The following is a 23,089-nucleotide window of genomic DNA, read 5'->3' as shown; positions in this document are numbered from 1 at the left end:
TTTCGAGGGGGCACGCGATGACATCGACCCTGCCGCGGATGCGACTCGCAATCGCGCTGTCCGCGACCACGATGCTGACGCCGCCGGCGCTGGCGCAGACGCTGCCGACCGGCGGCCAGGTCGTGTCGGGACAGGCCACGATCAATCAGTCCGGCAACGCCATGACGATCAACCAGTCGAGCGACCGGATGATCGCCAACTGGCAGAGTTTTTCGATCGGCGCCGGCAGCTCCGTGACCTTCAACCAGCCCGGCGCATCCTCGGTCGCGCTGAACCGCGTCGTCGGCCAGGACCCGTCAAAAATCCTCGGCAGCCTGAGCGCCAATGGGCAAGTGTTCCTGATCAATCCGAACGGCATCGCCATCGGCAAGACCGGCAGCGTGCAGACCGGCGGCTTCGTCGCCTCGACGCTCGGCATCAGCAACGCTGATTTTCTGGCCGGTCGCTACAACTTCACCGGCAGCGGCGGCGCGATCACCAACGAGGGCAGCATCTCCGGCAAGGTGGTGGCGCTGATCTCGCCGAGCGTCAGCAATTCCGGCACCATCACCGGCAGCACGGCGCTCGCCGCGGGCACCGACGTGCTGCTCGACTTCAACGGCGACGGCCTGCTCTCGGTCGAGGTCAAGGCCTCTACCGTCAAGACCCTGGTCGAGAACAAGGGATTGATCCGCGCCGATGGTGGGCTCGCCATCCTCACCGCCAAGGGCGCGAGCGACGCCATGAAGGGCGTCGTCAACAACACCGGCATGGTGCAGGCCGCGAGCATCGGCAGCAAGAACGGCCGCATCCTTCTGCTCGGCGATGCCAAGCACGGCGAGGTCAATGCCGGCGGCACGCTGCGGGCCCGCTCGGTCGAAACCTCCGCCGCCAAGGTCAATCTCGCCGCCGACCTGAAGGTCGATACGCTGGGCGGGCATTGGCTGATCGATCCCGTCAACATCACCATCGACGCGAACTACGTTGGCGTCTTGCAGACGGCACTTGCGAGCGGCGACGTGACGGTGACGACCTCGGGCAGCGGCACCGATGAAGGCAACGTCACGGTCAACTCTGCCGTCACCTGGGGCTCGCATATCCTGACGCTGCGGGCCGACAACAACATCGTCATCAACGCGCCGTTGACGTCGACCGGCACGACGAGCAGTGACGGCCTGGTCCTGCAATACGCACAGACCACGGCCACCGGTGGCTACACCATCAACGCGCCGGTCAACCTGGCGGCGGGCAGCTTGTTCCAGACCCAGAAAGGAACTGATGCCGCTATCACCTATGCGGTGATCACCGATGTGAATGCCCTGCAGAACATCAACACCAACCGGTCCGGCAACTATGTGCTGGGCGCGAACATCGATGCCAGCGCGACGGCGGGTTGGAATGGTGGCGCCGGTTTCACACCGATCGGCGGCATCGGCGATATCAGCAAATATTTTTCCGGCATTTTCGACGGGCTCGGTCACCGCATCAGCAACCTGACCATCAACCGGCCGTCCAGCGATAACATCGGCCTGTTCGGCTACATCGATGGCGGGACCATCCGCAATGTCGGCTTGGAAGGCGGCAGCGTGACGGGCAACAATGCCGTCGGCGGGCTGGTGGGGTCGAGCGGTCTCTGGGTCTACGGCGGCACGAGCAGCGTCGCTTACAACACCATCAGCAACGTTTACAACACCGGCAATGTGACCGGCAGCGGCGCCATGGTCGGCGGGCTGGTCGGCGACGCCTATATCACGACGATCAGCAACTCATATGCCACCGGCACGATCGCGGGCTATGGCGCCGCCGGCGGGCTGGGAGGGCGCGTCGTCGCCTCGTTCGTCTCCAACTCGTATGCGACCGGCAACGTTTCCGCTAGCTGGGACGGCGCTGGCGGGCTGATCGCGTACAATATCGGCACGTGGATGGGACCGGGCCCCGGGGATTATGCCATCGGTACGGTGAGCCACTCTTATGCCACGGGTACCGTATCCGGCGGCATCAATGTCGGTGGCTTGTTGGGATACAGCAACATCGGTCTCGTCACCGACAGTCACGCCACCGGTAATGTTTCGGGCACCGGCGCAATTGGCGGCACAGGCACATCTGCCGGCGGACTGGTGGGGTTCCAACAGTACAGCCGGGTGGAGCGGTCTTACGCCACCGGCAACGTGTCCGGTGTCGATTCGGTCGGCGGGCTGGTGGGAGGCAGCTGGTACGGCGCCGTGGTAAGCCAGTCTTACGCGACCGGCAATGTGTCCGGAACGCGTTCGATTGGCGGGCTGGTCGGGCACAGCAATGAAGCCGTTTCGGTGCTCGATTCCTACGCCACGGGAGCGGTTTCAGGAAATTCCGAGGTCGGCGGGCTGGTGGGGGTGAATCAGGAGAGCCACGTGAGCCGAAGCTACTTCGCGGGCACCGTGTCGGGAACCAGCAATGTCGGCGCGATCGTGGGGATGAATTGGGATGGCGGCGACGTCACCCAAAGCTATGCGAACAGGGAGACATCGGGGCAGAGCGCCGCCTGTGGCGCATCTTTCGGCGGCGGCATCTGCGATGGCGGCATGCTCACCACGGCCCAGCTGCGCGATCCCTTCACCTTTATCAACAACGGCTATGACTTTGCCGCCGTCTGGGGCAAGTCCGTCAGCGGCGCCAACAACGGCATGCCGGTGCTGCGCGCGTTCGGCGACACCGTCTACGATGCCTATGTCAACGTCGCGGGCTCGGCCAGCACCACCTATGGCACGCTGGCCTCGCTCGGCGGATTGACGATGACCGGCGTGAACGCCAATCGCGTCACGCTCGGCTGGGGCAGCGCAGTCACCACCGCATTGGGCGCGGGCAGCTACAATCTCAGCGGCCCCGACGTTATCAACGCGACCGGCTCGGGCGGCGCGGTCTATGTCGGCTCGGTCGCGGTCGGCCTCACCATCGACAGGGCGCCACTCACCATCAGCGCCAACGCGTCCAAGACCTATGACGGCCTCGCCTTCTCCGGCGGCAGCGTCGCTTATTCCGGCTTCATGAATGGCGAGACTGCATCCGTGCTGTCGGGCACGCTCAGCTATGGCGGCACGGCGCAGGGCGCGGTGAATGCCGGCCGCTACAGCCTGACGGCGTCGGGCCTCTCCTCGGCCAATTATGTGATCACCTATGTCGACGGTTCGCTGACCGTCAACAAGGCGCCGCTCACCATTGCAGTCAACGGCGTCACGAAGAATTACGACGGCGTGCCGTTCTCCGGCGGCAGCGCGATCTATTCCGGCTTCGTGAACGGGGAGGGGCTGTCCGCACTGTCCGGCACGCTCGACTACGGCGGCTCGGCCCAGGGCCCGCGCAATCCCGGGGTCTACAGCATCGCCGCCTCGGGGCTGACATCCGCGAACTACGACATCACCTATGTCGACGGCCGGCTCGCGATCATTCCGCGCGACGCAGGCGCCTGTTCGCTTGGGGCTGGCGGCAACCCGATCTGCGGCGCCACTCCGCCCGATCCCGCCGCGCCGCTCGGGTTGAACGACCAGGCGCCGATCGAGGTCGTGCTGCGTTAGAGCACCTGGTAGCGGCACAATCGCAGCTACGCCGGCAAGGGCGTCCTGCACTACGCCTGGTGAGACCGCAGAGGCGGCCCTCATCCGTTCGAACCGAAGCCCCGCGGTCTGCGACTTATTTTCGCAGCCGGTCGCTGTGATGTCTTTCCGCCGGATTCGATCGTCGCCCGGTTGCGCGTCCCGCCGCGGCTTCGGTGCAGGGTTTTTTGAGCCATGAATTGCGGTTCGATCGGCCGGATTTTCGGTCTGCTTTGCTCTGTCACCATTGCCGTGACGGTTGCCGTCCATGCCGACGATACGTCCAACGACCGCGTCATCGCCGAAAAGACCGAGATCATTGCGGCTGATCCGACCAACGCGGTTGCTTACGAGCTGCGTGGCGAAGCCTGGTACATCAAGCGGGACAGGGATCGCGCCTTCGAGGATTGCAGCGCCGCGATCCGGATCGATCCGAATTTCGGGCGGGCTTACAACTGCCGCGGCCGCGCCTATTCGGCGAAGGGCGAACGGGATCGCGCTTTGGCCGATTACAACGAGGCCATTCGCCTCGATCCCGGCTACGGTCCGTCCTACACCTCCCGTGCCCTCGAATATTTCAACAAGCGCGACTTCGATCTGGCGATCGGCGCGTTTACCGAGGCCATCGAACGCAATCCCAAGCAAGCCTACTTTGCTCTCATCAAGAGAGGGGAAGCGTATGCGGCGAAGCGCGACTCCGATCATGCCGTCGCCGATTACAACGAGGCGATGCGGCGCAATCCCGCCGCCGCATGGCCCTACGAGCTGCGAAGCACCGTCCATTTCGACAAGGGCGAGATCGACGAGGCTCTCGACGACTGCAACACCGCCGTCCGTCTGGAGCCCGGGAGTGCTGGCGGCCATTATTGCCGGGCCATCGTTCTCCTGAAAAAGGACGACACCGACAACGCCATCCGCGAGCTTGATGACGTCACGAGGATCATGCCTTCCTTCGAGAAAGCCTACTTCGTTCGCGCAACCGCCTGGCGCAAGAAGGGCGATGATCGTCGCGCCATTGCCGATTTCGACGAGGGCATCCGGCTGCAGCCGGGAAATTCGATGGCCTACAGCAATCGCGCCAGCACGCTGCGCGACATCGGAGAGCACGCCCGCGCGCTCGCCGACTACAATGAGGCGATCCGGCTCGATCCCGGCAATCAGATCGCGCTCGTCAATCGCGGCATCCTCTACATGAAGCTGTCCGACGCCACGAAGGCGCGCGCGGATTTCAAAAGCGTGCTCGCGCTGCCGCCGGGCGACCAATGGGCCGTGGACACGGCGCGCGAAGGACTTGGCTTTTTGAAGTGATGCGTCTCGAAAGAGCGTGCATCTCCGCTCTGTCCCCCGGACGCAGCGCAGCGCTTCCCTCGCGATGCGAAGCATCGTCGAGAGCGGTGCGCCGCAGAGCCTTCGCCGGCGCCGCTGTGCGCTTCAGCAGACCGTCGGCAGCAGGCGCCGGACTTCGTCGAGCAGTTCGGGAATCGCCGTCTTGTCACCCGCGAGGTGCTTAAGCAGCGCACTTTGGAATAGACCGTCGAACAGCGCATAGAGCGCGGCGGGCGACGACGCCGGCCGCTTGCCGCCGAGCTCGGCATAGCGGGAGGCGATGCGCCAGATCATCGCTTCCAGGCTCTTGTCGATCTCGAGTACATCCTTGCGAAACGCCGCCTCGAACATCGCCTGCGAGCGCAGGTCGTACCAAAGGCGGTGCATACGGGCTTCGTTCTGCAGCGTTGCGGCGAGCTTGGCAAGGAAACCCTCCGTCAATTCGTCGCGGCTCGTTGCTGTCGCGACGACATCGTCATATCGCGTCACGCACTTCGCCTTGTAGTGGCGGACGCAGCAGCAGATCAGGTCGAGCTTGTCGCTGAAATAATAGTGGAACACGCCGTGCGTGAACGCCGAGTTCTGCGCGATTTCGCGCAGGCTGGTGCGTGCGAAGCCGAGCTCTCCAAGCGTTTCGAGCGCGGCCTCGGCAAGCTCGACGCGCCGCGCGTTGAACTTCTCGTCGCGCAGCACCTCGGCCGCATCAGCCACACGCCGGGCCGCTCCCGTCACCTGCCGCGCCATCTTGTCCTTATCCTCAGTCCCGTTCTTTCAAGGACTTATACCGCGTCGACCGCGGAATGCTCCATCCCCTCACAACCACTTCCTTTGACAACTGTCAAATTCGTTCTTGACAAGTGTCAAGATTTTGGCGGAGGTTCGCTCCAAGAATTTGGACAGTCGTCAAGACGTCCGGCCATGGAGGAACGCTTCGCTGGGTGCCGCCGAAAGGCCTGCGCCCATCGACTTGGTGCGCGCCGATTGGCGCAGCACGAATCGATCACCAGCAACGGAGGAGTGCGTCATGAGTGGGAAGAGCCTTGCAGGCAGGAAAGCCCTGGTCACCGGCGGTGCCCGAGGAATCGGCGCGGCCATCGCGCAAGCGTTGGCGCGAGCCGGCGCCTCGATCATGATCGCCGACATCCTGGAAGAGACCGGCCGTGCCAGCGCAGCCGCTATCGCGAAGGAAGACGTCGCCACGGGCTTCGTCCAGCTCGACGTCACCGACGACGCTCAATGGGAGCGGGCGGTTGCCAACACCGTCGCAACCCTCGGCGGCTACGACATTCTGATCAACAATGCCGGCATCGAGATCACGTCGCTGATCTCCGAGGTCAAGGCCGAGGACGCGCGGCGGATGTGCGACGTCAATATCGTTGGCACCGTGCTCGGCATGAAGCACGCCTTCCGTGCCATGCGTCCGGGCGGGCCGGCCGGCAAGGGCGGCGCCGTCGTCAACATCGCCTCGGTTGCGGCAACGATCGCCTTCCCGAGCATCGCGGTCTATTCGGGCACCAAATCCGCGGTTGACCGCATGACGCGGGTCGGAGCGATGGAAGCCGGCAAGCTCGGTTTCGGCGTGCGCGTAAACTGCATCTATCCGGGCCTGATCCCGACCGACATGGGCATGCAGCTCGCCAACGACATCGTCAAGGTCGGGCTCGCGGCTGACGTCAACGCCGCAGTCGGCTCGGTGGTGGAGCAAACCCCGCTCGGCCGTCTCGCCGAGGTCACGGACATCGGCGATGCCGCGGTGTTCCTGTGCTCGAACGAGGCGCGCTTCATCACCGGCATCGGACTGCCGGTCGATGGCGGCATGGGCATGTAACAACATAGCCGACAACAAGCATTTCGGAGGAACGCAATGAGCGAGAAGAAGCCCGTCATCGTCTATGGCGCTTCCGGCTATACGGGCCGGCTGGTCTGTGAATACTTGCGCGAATACAACATCCCCTTCATCGCCGCCGGCCGGAGCAATGAGAAGCTCAACGCCGCGATGAAGTCGAATGTAGCGGGCATCGAGACCGCCGACTACGAGGTGGTCAAGGTGCCGCACACCGTGGCTGCGCTGACTGAATTGTTCAAGGGCGCCTCGGTGGTGCTCAACACCGTGGGTCCCTTCGCCAAGTTCGGCGGCGAAGTGGTGCAGGCTTGCCTCGCTTCCAAGTGTCATTACACCGACACCACCGGTGAGCAGGACTGGCTGATCACGCTCGAGCAGGAGTGGGGCACGAAGTTCGCCAATGCCGGGCTGCTGTTGGCGCCAGGCATCGCGCAGATGTACACCACCGGCGAGATCGCCGCGCAGCTGTGCCTGGAGACGCCCGGCCTCGACACGCTGGACATTGCCGTGTTCTGGGGTGGCAGCCCGACCATCGCATCGACGCAGACCATCCTGGTCAACGCCGCGATGGCCAAGGCCTACTACCTGGAGCAGAACAAGTACGTCGAGCATCAGCCCGATGCCGGCCTCTACAACCTCGCCATCCCTGGTCAGCACGAGCTGGCGCTGGCGTTGCCCTGGGGAGGCACCTCGCACCCGGTGTGGTTCAAGCGCGATCCCCGCGTGGCCAACGTGAAGGTGCTGGGCGGCGTGTTCAATCGCGCGCTGATGCTGGGCGTGCCGCAGATCGTCGCGGCCGCGCTGGAGGCGACCAAGGATATGAATCCCGACGACCGCTACGCCGCATTGGCGCAGACCGCCGCCGGTGTGATGAACACCATGCCGCCGCGCGAGAACCCGCGCGTCAACAAGTCGATGGATTCGGTACATGCCTCCGGCCCGTTGGGGCGCGCGCACTGCATCATCTACGGCAACAGCAACTACAAGCAGACCGGCTTGCTGCAGGCCTATGCCGCGGCGCACCTGCTGCAGCAGCCGCCGAAGCGCGTAGGGTTCGCCTCCGGCTGCCAGGCGTTCGGCCATCACGAGCTGCTCGGTCAGTTGCGCAGCTTCGGGCTCGTCAGCAAGCCGGTTCTGACCGTGCACGATTAAGTAAATCGCGGGTGGCGCGGACCTCCGCGTCACCCGCTACCGCTTCGGGTGTTGATCATGCGCTTCATCGATTACCTGGACAAAGGTGCCTCGCTCGGCGCCGACGCGCCATGCCTCACCATGGATGGACGCGACCTCAGCTATCGCGCCGTGCAGTTGCTGAGCTACCGCGTCGCGCGCGGGCTCGCGCGATCGGGGATTGCTGCCGGTGAGAAGGTCGCAATCCTTTCCGGCAACGATCCGGTCGCGTTTGCCTGCGTGTTCGGCATTTCCCGCGCGGGCTCGGTCTGGTGTCCGATCAATCCGCGTAACGAGGCGGCCGAAAATCGGCTCATCCTCGAGCAATTCGACTGCAGCCTGCTGTTGTTTCATTCAAGCTTCGCGCCGATGGTCGAGGCGGTGCGTGCAGAGCTGCCAAAGCTGCGCGCCGTCGTCTGCCTCGATGCTGAGTTGTCCTTCGCGCCCTCGTTCGACAGCTGGCTCGCCGGCCTTGCAGACGACCACTATCAACGCGAGACGATCGACGATGTCGCGATGATCCCGGGCACCGGCGGCACCACCGGCAAGCCGAAGGGGGTGATGCTGTCGGGCCGCAACATCGAGGCGATGACGGCACTGACGCTGATGGGCTATCCCTTCAAGGGCCGTCCGATCTACCTCGCGCTTGCGCCGCTGACCCACGCGGCCGGCGTGCTGTGTTTCCCGATCATGGCGCTCGGCGGCCGCATCGTGATCATGCATCACCCCGACATCGCAGAATTTCTCGATCTGATCGAGCGCTATCGCGTCACGCACACCTTCCTGCCGTCGACCGTGATCTACATGCTGCTCGATCATCCGAAGCTCGACTCCGCGAGGCTCGGGTCTCTGCAATGTTTCTGGTACGGCGCGGCGCCGATCTCGGCCGCGCGGCTTGCGGAAGCGCTCCAGCGTATCGGGCCGATGGCGCAGTTGTTCGGTCAGACCGAAGCGCCGATGATGATCTCGATGATGGCACCTAGCGAGCATTACAATGCCGACGGCACGATCGCGATGGAGCGTCTCGCCTCGGCCGGGCGGATCAGCCCGCTGGTGCAGGCCGGTATCATGGATGGCGACGGCAATTTGCTGCCGACCGGCGCCCGCGGCGAGATCGTGGTCCGCGGTTCGCTGGTGATGGAAGGCTATTACAAAAATCCCGAGGCTACGGCGGAAGCCTCCGCGCATGGCTGGCACCACACCGGCGACATCGGCTACATCGACGACGACGGCTACCTCTATATCGTCGATCGCGCCAAGGACATGATCATCACCGGCGGGTTCAACGTCTACTCGATCGAGGTCGAGAACGCGCTGCGGGCGCATGAGGCGGTGCAGGATTGCGCCGTGATCGGGCTGGCGGACGAGAAATGGGGTGAGCGGATCGTTGCCGTTGTGCAGCCCCGCGCCGGCCAAAGCGTCGATGCGAGGGCGCTGGCGGCCTTCGTCAAGCAGCGGATCGGCAGCGTCAAGACACCGAAGCAGATCGAAGTCTGGGACGATCTGCCGCGCTCCAAGGTCGGCAAGGTCTTGAAGCCGGACATCCGCGCGCGGCTGGCGGAGCGTTCAGGCGGCTGAGGCGCATCTTATTGCGGCGCCCATCGCTTCGAAGATATCCGCGAGACGCGCTGACGCGGACATTCGCGCGGGCCTGGAACTCTCATCCGTGTCCGGGCAGGCAAAGGCATGTTTCCGCTTTTCGATGCGCGCTTTGGGTGTCACCATGCTTTTGAACGGACGGGAGGGCCGCCATGCGCTGGTGTGTCTCGGTCGGGGCGGTGCTTGTTGCGGGGGCGATCGTCGGAGGTGACGTTGCCAGCATTGCCGCGCCGAGCCCGAAATCAGGGATAGCCGACGCCAGGCACAGCGCACTGTCCGTCAATGTCGAGCTCGTTATCGCCGTCGACGTCTCCTATTCGATGGATCTGGACGAACTCGCCATTCAGCGCGAGGGCTATGCACAGGCCATCGTCTCGAAAGACTTTCTTCAGGCGCTAAGGGCCCGTCCGGCCAGCAAGGTGGCTCTGACCTATTTCGAGTGGTCGATGTCGGGCGACGACAGGATCATCATTCCGTGGCGCGTGATCGACGGCCCGGAATCGGCGGACGCCGTGGCCGCCGAGATCATGAAAACGCCGATTCGCCGAGGTTCGAGCACCTCGATTTCCGGCGCGATCAATTTCGCAGTGCAGCTGTTCGAAGAGAATCCTTATCGCGGGTCGCGGCGCGTCATCGACATTTCCGGCGATGGGCCGAACAACGACGGAGCCCCCGTCACCGGCGCGCGCGACGCTGCCGTTGAGAAAGGCATCATCATCAACGGTCTGCCGATCATGGTGAAGGAGCCGTCCTATTTGACGACCGATATCGAGAATCTCGATCTCTATTACGAGGACTGCGTGATCGGAGGGCCGGGTGCCTTCATCATGACAATCAAGGATCGCGAAAAATTCCAGGAAGCGATCCGGACCAAGCTTGTTCTCGAAGTTGCGGGCCTCACGCCGGAGGGGAGGATCGTCCGAACCGCCGAGAAAGAGCCCCGGGTGTCCTGTCTGGTCGGCGAAGAAAAATGGCGGGAGCGCGGGCGACGGATCATGCGCTAGTTGCCCGTGAGCAAAGCGAACCGACGTCGGTCGATCGCCTCACGCGCCACCAGCCCTGCCGCCTTGCAAAGGTCTGGCGCATAGAGTTGGCAGCGCCGTTCCTGCTTCTCGATAGCCTTGTCGATCAACTCCAGCAGTCGTGCGGGGGCCATTCCCGCGGGAGCGGCAATTCGCCCCGTGACGACGTGCTTTTCTATTCCCTCGTGACGGTCGTGATCGAGATCGGGGTCGCGCCAGCAATTCGCGCAGATCATCACGAAGCTCTCGGAATGCGAATAGACGACGGCGTCCTCATCCAGCTCTGCGGTCAAGTCCGCCAGTTGCCGTGCCGAATCCTGTGTGCCGGCGAAGTCGAATAGCTGATAGTTCCGCCGCTCCAGCGTCGCCAAATGTGGAAAAACCGGGACCTGCACCTCACCATACGTGTGATGTGTAATCGGCGCGCCGTCGATCAGGATGACGTCGCCATAGTCCACGCCGAGCTTCTGGTAGAGCACACTGCGGACGATGCCGTGGCACGGGCTCAACCGTTCGATCCAGATGGTTTCCTCCGCGCCCGGATCGTCCTGATCGGCCGTGCGCTCCGCCAGGGGCCGCTCCGCCAGCTTGACCTTGCATTGAGACAATGAGCATTCCGGCAAGCCAAAGCGCCCGATCTCGATCGCAAGCCCCATGCGCCTCCAGACATCCAGTGCCAGAGAGGCATTCTTTGCGCCGGTGGCGCAGATACCAAGGTTCCACTCGTAACTCTCGGTGACTTCGTCCGCGAGGCTGGCTGCGATCTGGTTTGCGGTCGCGCCATCTGCGAATCTGCCGCGTGTCTTGTAGAAAAGACCCAGATTGTAATGGTGGGTGCTGTTTTGCGGATTGAGTTCGGTGAGTTTCCGATAGCTGCTCTCGGCAATCGCATCTTGCTGGCGCGACAGCATTCGCGCCGCAGTGGCCAGACCTTCGAGAATCGGTTCCTGTTCGGGTTGCCCCTCGTGGACCTTGGCCAACCCGCCCAGTTTTTCGACGACCAAACGGAACAATGCAATATCGGGCGGCGGTGCATTGAGATCGTCAATGTCGCGCGCTGCTTCAAGGCAGAGCCCTACAGTCGAGAGAATCCAGAAGTCCTGATCGTGAGATTGTGCGACCTCTGACAGAACGTCTATCGCGGCTTCTCTTTGCAAGCATCGATCATGGACAACCCGCAGCAATGCCATGGCGGCTTCGGGCTGCCGGGGCTGCGCTTTTCGCAGCGGCATCAGCTTGTGCAACGCGGCCTGTGTTCTTCCCGCCTGAGCTTCCGCAATGGCATCGCGCGCAATCGCCTCGATCTCATCGGATGAGAGCACCGCACTTGGACCGTCCGACGTCATTCTCGATTCTCTTCTCAGAGCACCCGCTTCGGCGTTGAGCCCGATGCTAGGCCGGAACGTCGACGCTTCGCCAGATGGCCCATAAAAAATGCGCGGGCCGCCTTGAGGCATGCCCGCGCATTTGAATTCGCAGATGTCGCGCTAAGCGTGCGTCAGTGCACGCTCACGGCTTGCAGCTCGTTGCTCCAGGCGTTGGCGACCGCGGCTTCGCGGCTGTCGGTCAGCATGATCGGCGTGCCGTCGGCGGCGTGGAGCGCGAAGAGCTTGAGGCCCGGCGCGATCTTTGGCGCTTCGGGAAACAGGCCCGGCACATCCTCGGAGCGGATCTGCTTCACATAGGCGATATGACCTTCGCCGAGAGTTGCCAGCGTCTCGGGCGAGACGTTCTTGGCTTCGTATTCGAACGCAACGTGACCTTCACTCATGGTCTCGACTCCTTCACAGAAACTAAGCGGTCGAGTCCGCTACTCGTTCCATTATTCGTGCTCATTGATAGCGATTGTCTTAACGATCCTCTCCGGTTCAGGCCGGGCAAGATCGACCGACAGCAGCCCGTTCTTCAGATCCGCTCCCAGCACGAGCATCCCCTCCGCCAGCACGAAGGTGCGCTGGAAGTGGCGCGCGGCGATGCCGCGATGGATGTATTGCCGGGACTTGTCGTCCTGCTGACGCCCGCGAATCACGAGCTGGTTTTCCTCAATGGTTACATCGAGTTGGTCGCGGGTGAATCCGGCGACCGCCAGCGTGATCCGCAGCCGCTCGGGCTGACCGTCCGACCGGTCGCACCTCTCGATATTGTAGGGAGGGTAGCCGTCGGCGCCTTTGACGACGCGATCAAGCACGCGCTCGATCTCGTCGAAGCCCAGAAGGAACGGACTGGAAAGCGTTGGAACACGAGACATAGTTTACAAAGTCCTCTCGAAGCGACTTTGGCATTTCAGGGCCCGGAAGCGGCGCCCCTTGGTCAGCAATATGGTCATAACCCCGTGTCGGTTCAAGGACGTAGCGGGGGCCTGTGGATTGCCCATTTTCGCGCCTGACCCCGCTCGCGGTCGCGCGGAAGCGCCCGATTCGTCACCGGGAACGCAAATGCTCGGGCAAGCCCGGGCATGACGAATCGGCCGACGATTTATCTCAATAAAATCAAACCCCCGGCTACTGTGCATGGGGTTGTTTTTCGCGTTTTTGATCGGCCGGCCCTCGGAACCGCTCAGGCCCCGATCCGCGTCCGTCCGTCGCCGCTGAAAAGGTGCAGCTTCGGCCGTACCGCGGCGACGCGGATCCTCTCACCGATGGCGGGGGCCTCGGTTCCGGGAATGCGGACGATGACCTCGCCGGGCGGCAGTTCGCCGGGGGTGGCGGCGACGCGCTGCTCGTCCTGGGCCCGCGTGCCGTAGACGAAAGTCTCGGCGCCGACGCGCTCGATCGCTTCCACGGTCAGCGGCAGTGCGACGCCGCCGGCCGGGGTCTGGTCGGTGATGACGAAATCTTCCGGGCGGATGCCGAGGATGCCGGCCTCGCCCGCGCTGGCGCCGAGCTGCGATTTGATCTCATCGGCGCGCGTCGACATCAGGTTCATCGGCGGTGCCCCGATGAAGGAGGCGACGAAGGTCGTCGCCGGCTTCTCGTAGATCGCAAGGGGATTGCCGACCTGCTCGACCTGGCCGCCGTTCATGACCACGAGAATATCGGCGAGCGTCATCGCCTCGAGCTGGTCGTGGGTGACGTAGATCGAGGTCGTGTTGAGCCGGCGCTGCAATTTGCGGATCTCGACCCGCATCGCGATGCGCAGCTTTGCGTCCAGGTTCGACAGCGGCTCGTCGAACAGAAACACCTTTGGCTGGCGCACGATGGCACGGCCCATGGCGACGCGCTGGCGCTGGCCGCCGGAGAGCTGACGCGGCTTGCGCTCCAGCATCGGCGTGAGCTCGAGCACGCGCGCGGCCTCGTCGACGCGGGTCTTGACCTCGGCCTCCTTCATGCCGCGGTTGCGCAGGCCGTAGGCCATGTTGTTGAAGACGCTCATATGCGGATAGAGCGCGTAGTTCTGGAACACCATCGCGATGTCGCGATCGGCGGGCTCGATCTGGTTGACGACGCGGCCGCCGATGTCGATCTCGCCGCCGGTGACAGTCTCGAGACCTGCGACCATGCGCAGCAGCGTGGACTTGCCGCAGCCGGAGGGGCCGACCAGCACACAGAACTGGCCGTCGCCGACATCGACGTTGACGCCCTTGATGGCCTCGAAGCCGCCGGGATAGGTCTTGCGGACGTTGCGCAGGGTAACGTTAGCCATGAAAACTCGCTTCTACTTTTCCGTCTCGACCAGGCCGCGCACGAACAATTTCTGCATGGCGACGACGACGAACACCGGCGGCAGCATGGCCAACACGGCCGTGGCCATCACGATCGGCCATTCGGTCAGCGCATCGGTAGTGGTGATCATCTTGCGGATGCCGACCTGGATGGTCTGCATGTCGTCGCGCGTGGTGATCAGCAGCGGCCAGAGATATTGATTCCAGCCGAGGATGAAGAGAATCACGAACAGCGCCGCCATGTTGGTGCGCGACAGCGGCAGCAGCGTATCCCAGAAGAAACGCAAGGGGCCGGCACCGTCGATGCGCGAGGCCTCCAGCAGCTCGTCTGGCACGGTCATGAAGAACTGGCGGAACAGCAGCGTCGCGGTGGCCGACGCGATCAGCGGCAGCGCGAGGCCCGCATAGCTGTCGAGCATGTGCAGATCGGCGACGATCTTGTAGGTCGGGTAGATGCGCACCTCGACCGGCAGCATCAACGTGATGAAGATGATCCAGAAGATCGCCATCCGGAACGGAAAGCGGAAATACACGATCGCATAGGCCGAGATGATCGAGATCGCGATCTTGCCGATCGCGATTGCCAGCGCCATCACCAGCGAGTTCAGCATCATGTTGCCGACGGGCTCGCGGGTCGAGCCGCTCGTGCCGATGAAGATGGTCTTGTAGTAGACCTCGAAGAAATGGCCGCCCGGCAGCAGCGACATCTGCCCGTTCGCGATCAGGGCGTTGTCCTGGGTCGAGGCGACGATCGCGATGTAGACCGGGAATGCGACGATCGCGATCCCGATCCAGAGAATCGCGTGGGCGACGTAGCGCCGAAAGCCCTCTTCTTCGACCATCAGTAGGTCACCTTGCGTTCGACGAAGCGGAACTGGATTCCCGTCAGCACGATCACCATGACCATCAGGATCACCGATTGCGCCGCCGAGCTGCCGAGATTGCCGCCGAGCAGGCCGTCGGAATAGACCTTGTAGACCAGCGTGACCGTCGATGTTCCGGGACCGCCGCGGGTCATGGTGTCGATGATGCCGAAGGTGTCGAAGAAGGCGTAGACGATGTTGACGACCAGCAGGAAGAAGATCGTGGGCGACAGCAGCGGGAAGGTCACTGTCCAGAACCGCCGCATCGGGCGGGCGCCGTCGATCGCGGCGGCCTCGAACACGCTTCGGGGGATGGCTTGCAGGCCGGCGAGGAAGAACAGGAAATTATAGGAGATCTGCTTCCACGCCGCGGCGAGGATGATCAGCCCAGCCGCCTGGTTGCCGTCAAGCAGCGGATTCCAGTCGACGCCCAGGTTGCGCAGATAGCGCGACAGCACGCCGAGCGAAGGATGCAGCATGAAGATCCAGAGCACGCCGACCACGGGCGGCGCCACTGCATAGGGCCAGATCAGCAGCGTGCGGTAGAGCATCGAGCCACGCAGCGGCTTGTCGGCCATCACGGCGAGCAAGAGCGCGAAGGACAGCGACGAGACGGCGATGGCGAACGAAAAGACGAACGTACGGACAACCGCCTCGAAATAGGCCGGGTCCTTGAACAGGTCCTGATAATTCTCGAACCAGACGAAGCTTGTCGACAGACCGAAGGCGTCCTGGAGCAGGAAGGATTGGATCACCGCCTGCGCGGCCGGCCAGTAGAAAAAAATCAGGACGATCGCGAGCTGCGGCGCAACCAGCGCGTAGGGCAATAGTTTTGCTTGGAAAATGGCTTGCTTTTGCATGATGTCAGCAGAAGCGGCAGGCCGGGTCGCGGCCTGCCGCTCGTCGCCTCACTTGACGGCGGTTTTTTCGAACTGCCGCAGCATCGTGTTGCCGCGCTCGACGGCGGCATCCAGCGCCTGCTTGGCGGTCTTCTTGCCGGCCAGCGCCTGCTCGATCTCTTCCGACCAGACGTCACGCAGCTGAACCATGTTGCCGAGGCGCAGACCGCGCGAATTGTCGGTCGGCTCCTTGTTGGTCAGCTCGATCAGCGGGGTCTCGAGATAAGGCTGATCCTTGTAGAAGCCTTCTTCCTTCGCCTTGGCGTAGGCTGCCTTGGTGATCGGCAGATAGCCCGAGGCCTTGTGGATGTAGACCTGGCGATCGGTGTCCGAGAGGAAGGTCAGAAACTTCGCCACGCCCTTGTATTCGTCGGCCGGCTTGCCGCCCATGACCCAGAGCGAAGCGCCGCCGATGATCGAGTTCTGCGGCGCGCCCTTGACGTCCGGATAGTATGGCATCGGCACGGCGGTGAAGTTGAACTTGGCCTGCGCCTTGACGTTGCCGAAGAACGCCGACGAGGTCAGGTAGATCGGGCATTCGCCGGAGGTGAAGCGGCCTTCGCCGGTGTTGGTGCGGCCGGCATAGTCGTAGGTCTTGGTCTTCTGCAGCTCGACCAGGGTTTCGAGATGCTTGACCTGGAGCGGGCCGTTGAACTCCAGCACGGTGTCGAAGCCGTCGAGGCCGTTGGCCTTGCTGGCGAGCGGTACGTTGTGCCAGGCGGAGAGCTGCTCGAGATTGACCCAGGTGACCCAGGAACCGGAGAAGCCGCAGGTGTCATGACCCGCAGCCTTCAGCTTCTTGGCGGCCTCGAACGTTTCCGGCCAGGTCTTGGGGATCTCGACGTTCGCCTTCTTGAGCTCGTCGAGGTTGACCCACATGACGGTCGACGACGAGTTGAACGGGAAGGAAAGCATCTCGCCCTTCGAGGTCGAGTAGTAGCCGGTGATGGCGGGCAGGTAGATCTTGGGATCGAACTTCTCGCCGGCCTCGGCCATCAGCTTGTAGACGGGTTTTACGGCGCCGGTCGCGGCCATCATGGTCGCGGTGCCGACTTCGAACACCTGCATGATGTGCGGGGCGTTGCCGGCGCGGAACGCCGCGATGCCGGCGTTCATCGTATCGGGATAGTTGCCCTTGTAGGTCGGGATCACCTTGTAGTCGGTCTGCGAGGCGTTGAAGTCGGTGGCGAGCTTGACGATGACGTCGTTGTTGGCGCCGGTCATCGCGTGCCACCACTGGATTTCGGTCACGGCCAAGGCCGGCGATGCGCCCATGCCGATCGTGATCGCAACTGCGGCAGCCGCCCCAAAGTGTCGAAGAGCCATCAAGTAAACCTCCCTTGGCCGTCAAAAAGAAGCGCTTGCGCTAGCAGCGCCATATGACGTTCACATGACTGTGTAAGCGGGAGAAACGAAAGCAGCAAGCGCGGCCAAAAGGGAAGCCGTCAAATAGGCGAATGCCGAGCGCGCAGCCTCCTCCGTTCGCGGCGCACATGCGTGCCCGCGCCGCAGTGCGGCATTTGCTCGGGTGAGACGGCGAGGGCGTTTAGCGCTTGCGCTCGGGGCCGCAGACGGTGCCCTGCTCGACCATCGCGTCGATCTCCGATTTGGAGTAGCCGAACTCGCCCAGCACCTCCTGGGAGTGCTGGCTGAATTTCGGCGGCAGGCGGCGCAGGCTCGGCTTGCTGCGATCGAGCCGGATCGGCGAGGCCACGCCCTTGTACCAGTCCTTCTCGATGACATCGCCGCGGGCGATCGTGTGCGGGTTGGTCAAGGCCTGGTCGATCTTCTGCACGGGACCTGCGGGCAGGCCGGCGGCGAGCAGGCGGTTGCACAGCGGCTCGGCCTCGTGCTGGCTGAACACGGCGGCGAGCTCCGCGCGCAGCGCCTCGCGATTGGCGATGCGGTCCTTGTTGCGGGCAAAGCGCGGATCTGTGCCGAGTTCGGGCTTGCAGATTTCCTTGGCGAGCTTGCGGAAGGTGCCGTCATTGCCGACACCGATGAAGATATCGTCGGTCCTGGTCGGGAAGATCGCGTAAGGCACGAGGTTGGGATGCTCGTTGCCGGTGAGCGACGGCGGCTTGCCGTGCATGAAATAATTCGCGGTGTGCGGATGCATGATGGCAAGGCCGGTCTCATACAGCGTCGTCTCCAGGAACTGGCCCTGGCCCGAGCGCTGCCGCTCCGACAGCGCCATCAGGATGCCGATCGCCGCATAGAGGCCGGTGGTGATGTCGACCAGCGGCACGCCGATCCGCATCGGTCCGCTCTCGGGCGAACCGGTCGCCGCGATCATGCCGGTCATCGCCTGGATGATGGCGTCATAGCCGGGATTGCCGCCGCGCGGTCCGTCGGCGCCGAAGCCGCAGATCCGGCAATGCACCAGGCGCGGGAATTTCTTGCTGAGCACATCGTTGCCGATGCCCCATTTCTCCAGCGTGCCCGGCTTGAAATTCTCGATCAGGACGTCGGCGGTCTCCAGCATCTTGAGCAGCACGAGGCGGCCGCCCTCGGAGGCGAGGTCGAGGCCGATCGAGCGCTTGTTGCGGTTGATGCCGATGAAATAGGCCGCGTCTTCCTCGTGGAACGGAGGGCCCCAGTCGCGCACCTCGTCGCCGGCGGGCGGCTCGACCTTGATCACGTCGGCGCCGTGGTCGGCGAGGATCTGGGTGCAGTAGGGACCGCCAAGCACGCGCGTGAGATCGATGACGCGCAGCCCGCTCATTGCGCCCAAAACGGCTTCAGTCATGCCTTCGCTTCCCCTGTGTCGATCATTGATCACAGGCCTAGCGAGGTTTTTTTGCGCCAGCAATGGCTTGGTGCGTAGGGCCGCATGCGCCGCCGCTGCGCCATCCCGCAACGTGGCAAATCAAGCGGAAGCGGCCGGCCCGAGGGGGATCTCGGGCCAGCCAATCCGCCGTTTGATCAGACGACCGTCAGGCGAACGTCGACATTGCCGCGCGTGGCATTGGAGTAGGGGCACACCTGGTGGGCCTTCTCGACCAGCGCCTCGGCTTCCGCGCGGGCAAGGCCCGGCAGCGAGACGGCTAGATCGATGTCGAGACCGAAGCCGCCGGCCGAGCGCGGGCCGATGCCGACGGTGGAGGTGACCGAGGCGTCAGCCGGAACCTTCGGGCCGCCCTGCGAGGCCACGAACTTCATCGCGCCGATGAAGCAGGCGGCATAGCCAGCCGCAAACAGCTGCTCGGGATTGTTGCCGGCGCCGCCTCCGCCGCCGAGTTCCTTCGGCGTGGTGAGCTTGACGTCAAGCGCACCGTCGAGGGTCGCGGCATGGCCGTCGCGGCCGCCGGTGGCTTTGGCGCTGGTCTTGTACAGGACGTTTACCGACATTTTCGTCTCCTCAGGTCTTCGGGTTGGGGTGGAACCTACATCGCAAACAATTAGATTGTGCGCAATTGAAATTTGCATGCCTCACATTTAATTGTTCGCAATTGAATGTCCGGCCGCCCGGTCCCAGAATGGGGGAAACCGCGTGAGATTCTCGATGCCCCGGAAATTATCGGCGCTGGACCCGCAGCGCCTCGACAATCAGATCTGCTTCGCGGTCTATTCGGCCGCGCATGCCTTCAACCGGGTCTACAAGCCGCTGCTGGACCGGCTCGGCCTGACCTACCCGCAATATCTGGTGATGCTTGTGCTGTGGGAGCGCGACGACGTGCCGGTCAAGGACATCGGCGAAAAGCTGTTCCTGGATTCGGGCACGCTGACGCCGCTGCTCAAACGCCTCGAGGCCGCCCACCTCGTCAGGCGCACGCGCTCGCGCGAGGACGAGCGTCAGGTGCTGATCGCGCTGACCCCGCAGGGCCACGCCTTGAAGGAAAAAGCGCGCGCCGTGCCGCAGTCGATCCTGGCGGCGTCGGACTGCTCGGTCTCGGAACTGGTCGCGATGAAGGACGAGATCGTCGCGCTGCGGGATCGGTTGAATGCGGTGATCGGGGAGTAGGGGGGCTAGAGGCTAGGACAGCCGCTTCTTCGTGAAGGCGCGGCCGGAGTGGGACTTCAGGTACTTCTCAAATTCGAGCGCTTTGTACTTGTCGGGGAACGCGCAGTACCAGATCAGCTTCCACGGTCTGAACTTGGCGGTATGGGTGGATCTGCCCGCATTGTGCTCCGGAACCCGGCGCTTCAAATCCTCCGTGGCCCCAACGTATTCCTCCTCGGGAAATTCGACGCTGCGGAGGATGTAGACGTACCACATTGACGGAGATCGCCTGGGGTAGTCGTTAGGTGGGGGTCTCATCAGTCCGTCTTCGCCCTACGGGCTTCGCCGGACACCACGCTTCGCCCTTCGAGTTCCGCGCGGCTGCGCCACGCGTAGCCCGAAGGGCGAAGCGTGGTGGAGCCAGGCGGGATCGAACCGCCGACCTCTTGCATGCCATGCAAGCGCTCTCCCAGCTGAGCTATGGCCCCTTAGTCTTCCAGTTGGGAGGATCCTGGTGGATCACTCCCGACCGCCGAGCCTGGTGACTCGCGCGGTGCACCCTGTTTCACAGATCAGGGCTGATCTCAAGTCTCTTCATCACCTCCGACATCACCAATGATGTCGGTAACGTCCTCATCGCCCTCTTCGTCGTCGGCGATAAAGGTCGAATCATCGTCGTCATCGTCCTCGATGGTCTCGTCGACCTCGATGTCGTCCTCGGACTCGGGCACCGCGGCCTTGACCTTGCCGGTGTTTTCCTCGGCGTCGGCCTCCTCGAGCGAGACCTCTTCGACTTCTGCCGGCTCCGGCGTGGTGTCGGCAGCCGGCGTGTGGCGAGGTTCGGCGCCGCGGGTCGCGCGGGCCGGCGCCACAGGCGCGATCGGGACGACTTCGCCGGTATAGGGCGAGATCACCGGATTCTTGTTGAGGTCATAGAACTTCTTGCCCGTGGTCGGGCAAATACGTTTGGTTCCGAGTTCGGACTTGGCCACGGCAGGAATCCTGGGAATGTCTGAAAAGCGGTGTTTCACTTGGCTAGTTGGCGGCCCGCTGTCAATAGCGCATTACGGGAGAAAGACATGCCCGTGACGGCGGGCAGACCTTGTGGTACCTGCCCCGCGAGCCCCGCAGGGATGTTTCGGGCCTATCCAAGGACACAAACTTGACTGATTCCGACAAGCCGACGCCGCTTCAGTCGCGCGCAAGCGGTCCCCTGACCGGGAAAGTACGGGTCCCCGGGGACAAGTCGATCTCCCACCGCGCCCTCATCTTGGGCGCGCTCGCGGTCGGCGAGACCCGGATTTCGGGCCTGCTCGAGGGCGAGGACGTCCTCAACACCGCCAAATCCATGCAGGCGCTGGGCGCCAGGGTCGAGCGTACCGGCGATTTCGCCTGGAAGGTGAATGGCGTGGGCGTCGCCGGCTTCGCCGAGCCCAGGGCGCCGCTTGATTTCGGCAACTCCGGCACCGGCTGCCGGCTCGTCATGGGCGCCGTCGCCGGCTGCCCGATTTCGGCGGTTTTCGACGGCGATGCCTCGTTGCGCAGCCGCCCCATGCGCCGGATCCTCGATCCACTCGAGAAGATGGGCGCCAAAGTGGTGTCCGGTGGCGAGGGCGGCCGTCTGCCGCTGACCGTCCAGGGCGCGCGCGATCCGCTGCCGATCACCTACAAGACCCCGGTCGCCTCGGCCCAGATCAAATCCGCCGTGCTGCTGGCGGGCCTGGCCGCGCCCGGCACCACGACGGTGATCGAGACCGAGGCCAGCCGCGACCACACCGAGCTGATGCTGAAGCACTTTGGCGCCGACATCACCTCCGCGCAGGAGGGTCAGCACGGCCGCCGCATCACGCTCGTTGGCCAGCCCGAGCTGCATGGCGCCACCGTCGTGGTGCCCGCCGATCCCTCTTCGGCGGCCTTCCCGGTCGTCGCGGCGCTGATCGTCGAAGGCTCGGACGTGGTCCTGTCCGACGTGATGACCAATCCGCTGCGCACCGGCCTGTTCACCACGCTGCGCGAAATGGGTGGCTCGATCGAGGAAAGCGAAGTCCGCGGCGATGCCGGCGAGCCGATGGCGCAGCTGCGCGTGCGCGCGTCGAAACTGCGCGGCGTCGAGGTGCCGCCGGAGCGCGCGCCCTCGATGATCGACGAATATCTCGTGCTGGCGGTGGCGGCCTCGTTCGCAGAGGGCACGACGATCATGCGCGGCCTGCACGAGCTGCGCGTCAAGGAGTCCGACCGCCTGGAGGCCACCGCCGGCATGCTCCGTGTCAACGGCGTGAAGGTCGAGGTCTCCGGCGACGATCTGATCGTCGAGGGGCGCGGCCACGTTCCGGGCGGCGGCACAGTCGCCACGCACATGGATCATCGCATCGCGATGTCCGCGCTGGTGATGGGCTGCGCCTCCGACCAGCCGGTGACGGTCGACGACACCGCCTTCATCGCCACCAGTTTTCCGGACTTCATCCCGATGATGCGTTCGCTTGGGGCCGAGTTTTCATGATCATCGCCATCGACGGGCCCGCGGCTTCGGGCAAGGGGACGCTCGGCAAGCGGCTCGCCCATCATTACGGCTATCGTCATCTCGATACCGGCGTCATTTATCGCGCGGTGGCCTTTGCCGTGATGGAATCCGGTCATGATCTCCGGGACGAGGCGGCTGCGGTGCAGGCTGCGCTGGAGCTTGATCCCGAAAAGTTCGGCAATCCCGCCCTGAAGACCCAGGAGGCCGGCGAGGGCGCCTCGATCGTCTCGGCGATCCCCAGGGTTCGCGAGGTCCTGCTCAATTTCCAGCGGCAATTCGCCGCCGATCCGCCCGGCGCCGTGCTCGACGGCCGGGACATTGGAACCGTGATCTGCCCCCATGCCGACGTGAAGATCTTCGTCGTGGCCGACCCCAGGGTCCGCGCCCACCGCCGGACCATGGAGGCCAAGGCGAGGGGCGAGGAGGCGGACGAGGCGGCGGTGCTCGCTGACATCATCCGGCGCGACGAGCGCGACAAGAACCGGCCGATTGCGCCCTTGAAACCGGCCCCGGATGCTTACTTGCTAGATAACTCCCAACTGGATATAGAAGGCGGCGTCCGGGCCGCCATCGACATTATCGAGGCCGTCCGAGCGGGCCGGTCGCGGGGTTAAGCCGCCGCCGTCATTGGAGGAAGCGCCCGCTCCCGCTCTTTGAGGTCGATAACCCCGGTCCCCTGTTTGGGCCCGGCGCG

General features: G+C 63.9%; 21 protein-coding genes and 1 tRNA gene. 9 read left to right on the top strand and 13 right to left on the bottom strand.

From position 1 onward, the window contains the following. Positions 1–17: 17 nt before the first annotated feature. The gene (locus tag IVB46_RS31640; RefSeq protein WP_247344228.1) at positions 18–3,530 is read left to right on the top strand and encodes a filamentous hemagglutinin N-terminal domain-containing protein; all 3,513 of its coding nucleotides are present in this window, start codon (positions 18–20) and stop codon (positions 3,528–3,530) included. A gap of 213 nt (positions 3,531–3,743) precedes the next feature. Continuing rightward, positions 3,744–4,856 (top strand): tetratricopeptide repeat protein, encoded by a 1,113-nt coding sequence (locus IVB46_RS31635; RefSeq protein ID WP_247306174.1) that lies wholly within the window; start codon positions 3,744–3,746, stop codon positions 4,854–4,856. A 123-nt stretch (positions 4,857–4,979) separates the two neighbouring features. On the opposite strand, the gene IVB46_RS31630 is transcribed toward IVB46_RS31635, so the two are convergent. Then, the gene (locus tag IVB46_RS31630) at positions 4,980–5,618 is read right to left on the bottom strand and encodes a TetR/AcrR family transcriptional regulator (RefSeq protein WP_085405011.1); all 639 of its coding nucleotides are present in this window, start codon (positions 5,616–5,618) and stop codon (positions 4,980–4,982) included. A gap of 280 nt (positions 5,619–5,898) precedes the next feature. On the opposite strand from IVB46_RS31630, the gene IVB46_RS31625 reads away from it, so the two are divergent. From IVB46_RS31625 to IVB46_RS31610, 4 genes are all read left to right on the top strand, one after another. Then, positions 5,899–6,702 (top strand): SDR family oxidoreductase, encoded by an 804-nt coding sequence (locus IVB46_RS31625; RefSeq protein WP_166347320.1) that lies wholly within the window; start codon positions 5,899–5,901, stop codon positions 6,700–6,702. Between the two features lie 36 nt (positions 6,703–6,738). Continuing rightward, positions 6,739–7,869 carry a DUF5938 domain-containing protein gene (locus tag IVB46_RS31620; RefSeq protein WP_247344225.1) on the top strand — a complete coding sequence of 377 codons (1,131 nt, stop codon included), beginning with the start codon at positions 6,739–6,741 and terminating at the stop codon, positions 7,867–7,869. A gap of 57 nt (positions 7,870–7,926) precedes the next feature. After that, a complete protein-coding gene (locus IVB46_RS31615) occupies positions 7,927–9,465 on the top strand; it encodes an AMP-binding protein (RefSeq protein WP_247306168.1) in 1,539 nt (512 codons plus the stop codon). Positions 9,466–9,638: 173 nt separating this feature from the next. Next, positions 9,639–10,490: a DUF1194 domain-containing protein gene (locus IVB46_RS31610; protein ID WP_071908888.1), complete on the top strand. Its 852-nt coding sequence runs from the start codon at positions 9,639–9,641 to the stop codon at positions 10,488–10,490. Here IVB46_RS31610 and IVB46_RS31605 read toward each other — a convergent pair. From IVB46_RS31605 to IVB46_RS31565, 9 genes are all read right to left on the bottom strand, one after another. After that, on the bottom strand, positions 10,487–11,854 hold the full coding sequence (locus tag IVB46_RS31605; protein WP_247306165.1) for a prenyltransferase: 1,368 nt from the start codon (positions 11,852–11,854) through the stop codon (positions 10,487–10,489). The two genes, IVB46_RS31610 and IVB46_RS31605, sit on opposite strands and share 4 nt — an antisense overlap. 152 nt (positions 11,855–12,006) lie before the next feature. Then, a complete protein-coding gene (locus IVB46_RS31600) occupies positions 12,007–12,279 on the bottom strand; it encodes a DUF1150 domain-containing protein (protein WP_011083553.1) in 273 nt (90 codons plus the stop codon). A 51-nt stretch (positions 12,280–12,330) separates the two neighbouring features. After that, entirely contained in the window at positions 12,331–12,756 is a 426-nt protein-coding gene (locus tag IVB46_RS31595) for an Hsp20 family protein (RefSeq protein ID WP_018645065.1), read from the bottom strand. Between the two features lie 308 nt (positions 12,757–13,064). Then, the gene (locus IVB46_RS31590; RefSeq protein WP_247306163.1) at positions 13,065–14,150 is read right to left on the bottom strand and encodes a sn-glycerol-3-phosphate import ATP-binding protein UgpC; all 1,086 of its coding nucleotides are present in this window, start codon (positions 14,148–14,150) and stop codon (positions 13,065–13,067) included. Positions 14,151–14,162: 12 nt separating this feature from the next. Then, positions 14,163–15,011: a sn-glycerol-3-phosphate ABC transporter permease UgpE gene (gene ugpE, locus IVB46_RS31585; RefSeq protein WP_247306160.1), complete on the bottom strand. Its 849-nt coding sequence runs from the start codon at positions 15,009–15,011 to the stop codon at positions 14,163–14,165. Then, positions 15,011–15,892: a sn-glycerol-3-phosphate ABC transporter permease UgpA gene (ugpA, locus tag IVB46_RS31580; RefSeq protein ID WP_063980179.1), complete on the bottom strand. Its 882-nt coding sequence runs from the start codon at positions 15,890–15,892 to the stop codon at positions 15,011–15,013. Before ugpA ends, ugpE begins: the two co-directional genes overlap by 1 nt. Positions 15,893–15,940: 48 nt before the next feature. Next, positions 15,941–17,257: a sn-glycerol-3-phosphate ABC transporter substrate-binding protein UgpB gene (gene ugpB / locus IVB46_RS31575; protein ID WP_247306157.1), complete on the bottom strand. Its 1,317-nt coding sequence runs from the start codon at positions 17,255–17,257 to the stop codon at positions 15,941–15,943. 220 nt (positions 17,258–17,477) lie between these two features. After that, positions 17,478–18,680 carry a CaiB/BaiF CoA-transferase family protein gene (locus IVB46_RS31570; protein ID WP_247306154.1) on the bottom strand — a complete coding sequence of 401 codons (1,203 nt, stop codon included), beginning with the start codon at positions 18,678–18,680 and terminating at the stop codon, positions 17,478–17,480. Between the two features lie 176 nt (positions 18,681–18,856). Then, a complete protein-coding gene (locus tag IVB46_RS31565) occupies positions 18,857–19,282 on the bottom strand; it encodes an organic hydroperoxide resistance protein (RefSeq protein ID WP_014490914.1) in 426 nt (141 codons plus the stop codon). 154 nt (positions 19,283–19,436) lie between these two features. Here IVB46_RS31565 and IVB46_RS31560 point away from each other — a divergent pair, with 154 nt between their 5' ends. Then, a complete protein-coding gene (locus IVB46_RS31560) occupies positions 19,437–19,895 on the top strand; it encodes a MarR family transcriptional regulator (RefSeq protein ID WP_028149792.1) in 459 nt (152 codons plus the stop codon). 12 nt (positions 19,896–19,907) lie between these two features. Here the strand turns inward: IVB46_RS31560 and IVB46_RS31555 are convergent, their stop codons facing one another. From IVB46_RS31555 to IVB46_RS31545, 3 genes are all read right to left on the bottom strand, one after another. Further along, on the bottom strand, positions 19,908–20,150 hold the full coding sequence (locus tag IVB46_RS31555; protein ID WP_247306152.1) for a GIY-YIG nuclease family protein: 243 nt from the start codon (positions 20,148–20,150) through the stop codon (positions 19,908–19,910). Positions 20,151–20,286: 136 nt separating this feature from the next. Further along, positions 20,287–20,362 (bottom strand) — tRNA-Ala (locus IVB46_RS31550). 96 nt (positions 20,363–20,458) lie between these two features. Next, positions 20,459–20,866: a TIGR02300 family protein gene (locus IVB46_RS31545; protein WP_063980175.1), complete on the bottom strand. Its 408-nt coding sequence runs from the start codon at positions 20,864–20,866 to the stop codon at positions 20,459–20,461. Between the two features lie 170 nt (positions 20,867–21,036). On the opposite strand from IVB46_RS31545, the gene aroA reads away from it, so the two are divergent. Continuing rightward, a complete protein-coding gene (aroA, locus tag IVB46_RS31540) occupies positions 21,037–22,374 on the top strand; it encodes a 3-phosphoshikimate 1-carboxyvinyltransferase (RefSeq protein ID WP_247344221.1) in 1,338 nt (445 codons plus the stop codon). Further along, a complete protein-coding gene (gene cmk, locus IVB46_RS31535; protein ID WP_247306146.1) occupies positions 22,371–23,009 on the top strand; it encodes a (d)CMP kinase in 639 nt (212 codons plus the stop codon). Before aroA ends, cmk begins: the two co-directional genes overlap by 4 nt. Positions 23,010–23,089: the final 80 nt, after the last annotated feature.

The organism is Bradyrhizobium sp. 61 (assembly GCF_023073075.1).
Taxonomy (GTDB): Bacteria; Pseudomonadota; Alphaproteobacteria; order Rhizobiales; family Xanthobacteraceae; genus Bradyrhizobium; species Bradyrhizobium barranii.
Note: the sequence above shows the minus strand (reverse complement) of the source record. Positions and strands in the feature narration are given on the sequence as shown.

Bases quoted from the DNA above. Each gene is read 5' to 3' on its own strand.
- IVB46_RS31640 (WP_247344228.1), top strand. From the start codon at position 18: ATGACATCGACCCTGCCGCGGATGCGACTCGCAATCGCGCTGTCCGCG.
- IVB46_RS31635 (WP_247306174.1), top strand. From the start codon at position 3,744: ATGAATTGCGGTTCGATCGGCCGGATTTTCGGTCTGCTTTGCTCTGTC.
- IVB46_RS31630 (WP_085405011.1), bottom strand. From the start codon at position 5,618: ATGGCGCGGCAGGTGACGGGAGCGGCCCGGCGTGTGGCTGATGCGGCC.
- IVB46_RS31625 (WP_166347320.1), top strand. From the start codon at position 5,899: ATGAGTGGGAAGAGCCTTGCAGGCAGGAAAGCCCTGGTCACCGGCGGT.
- IVB46_RS31620 (WP_247344225.1), top strand. From the start codon at position 6,739: ATGAGCGAGAAGAAGCCCGTCATCGTCTATGGCGCTTCCGGCTATACG.
- IVB46_RS31615 (WP_247306168.1), top strand. From the start codon at position 7,927: ATGCGCTTCATCGATTACCTGGACAAAGGTGCCTCGCTCGGCGCCGAC.
- IVB46_RS31610 (WP_071908888.1), top strand. From the start codon at position 9,639: ATGCGCTGGTGTGTCTCGGTCGGGGCGGTGCTTGTTGCGGGGGCGATC.
- IVB46_RS31605 (WP_247306165.1), bottom strand. From the start codon at position 11,854: ATGACGTCGGACGGTCCAAGTGCGGTGCTCTCATCCGATGAGATCGAG.
- IVB46_RS31600 (WP_011083553.1), bottom strand. From the start codon at position 12,279: ATGAGTGAAGGTCACGTTGCGTTCGAATACGAAGCCAAGAACGTCTCG.
- IVB46_RS31595 (WP_018645065.1), bottom strand. From the start codon at position 12,756: ATGTCTCGTGTTCCAACGCTTTCCAGTCCGTTCCTTCTGGGCTTCGAC.
- IVB46_RS31590 (WP_247306163.1), bottom strand. From the start codon at position 14,150: ATGGCTAACGTTACCCTGCGCAACGTCCGCAAGACCTATCCCGGCGGC.
- ugpE (WP_247306160.1), bottom strand. From the start codon at position 15,011: ATGGTCGAAGAAGAGGGCTTTCGGCGCTACGTCGCCCACGCGATTCTC.
- ugpA (WP_063980179.1), bottom strand. From the start codon at position 15,892: ATGCAAAAGCAAGCCATTTTCCAAGCAAAACTATTGCCCTACGCGCTG.
- ugpB (WP_247306157.1), bottom strand. From the start codon at position 17,257: ATGGCTCTTCGACACTTTGGGGCGGCTGCCGCAGTTGCGATCACGATC.
- IVB46_RS31570 (WP_247306154.1), bottom strand. From the start codon at position 18,680: ATGACTGAAGCCGTTTTGGGCGCAATGAGCGGGCTGCGCGTCATCGAT.
- IVB46_RS31565 (WP_014490914.1), bottom strand. From the start codon at position 19,282: ATGTCGGTAAACGTCCTGTACAAGACCAGCGCCAAAGCCACCGGCGGC.
- IVB46_RS31560 (WP_028149792.1), top strand. From the start codon at position 19,437: ATGCCCCGGAAATTATCGGCGCTGGACCCGCAGCGCCTCGACAATCAG.
- IVB46_RS31555 (WP_247306152.1), bottom strand. From the start codon at position 20,150: ATGTGGTACGTCTACATCCTCCGCAGCGTCGAATTTCCCGAGGAGGAA.
- cmk (WP_247306146.1), top strand. From the start codon at position 22,371: ATGATCATCGCCATCGACGGGCCCGCGGCTTCGGGCAAGGGGACGCTC.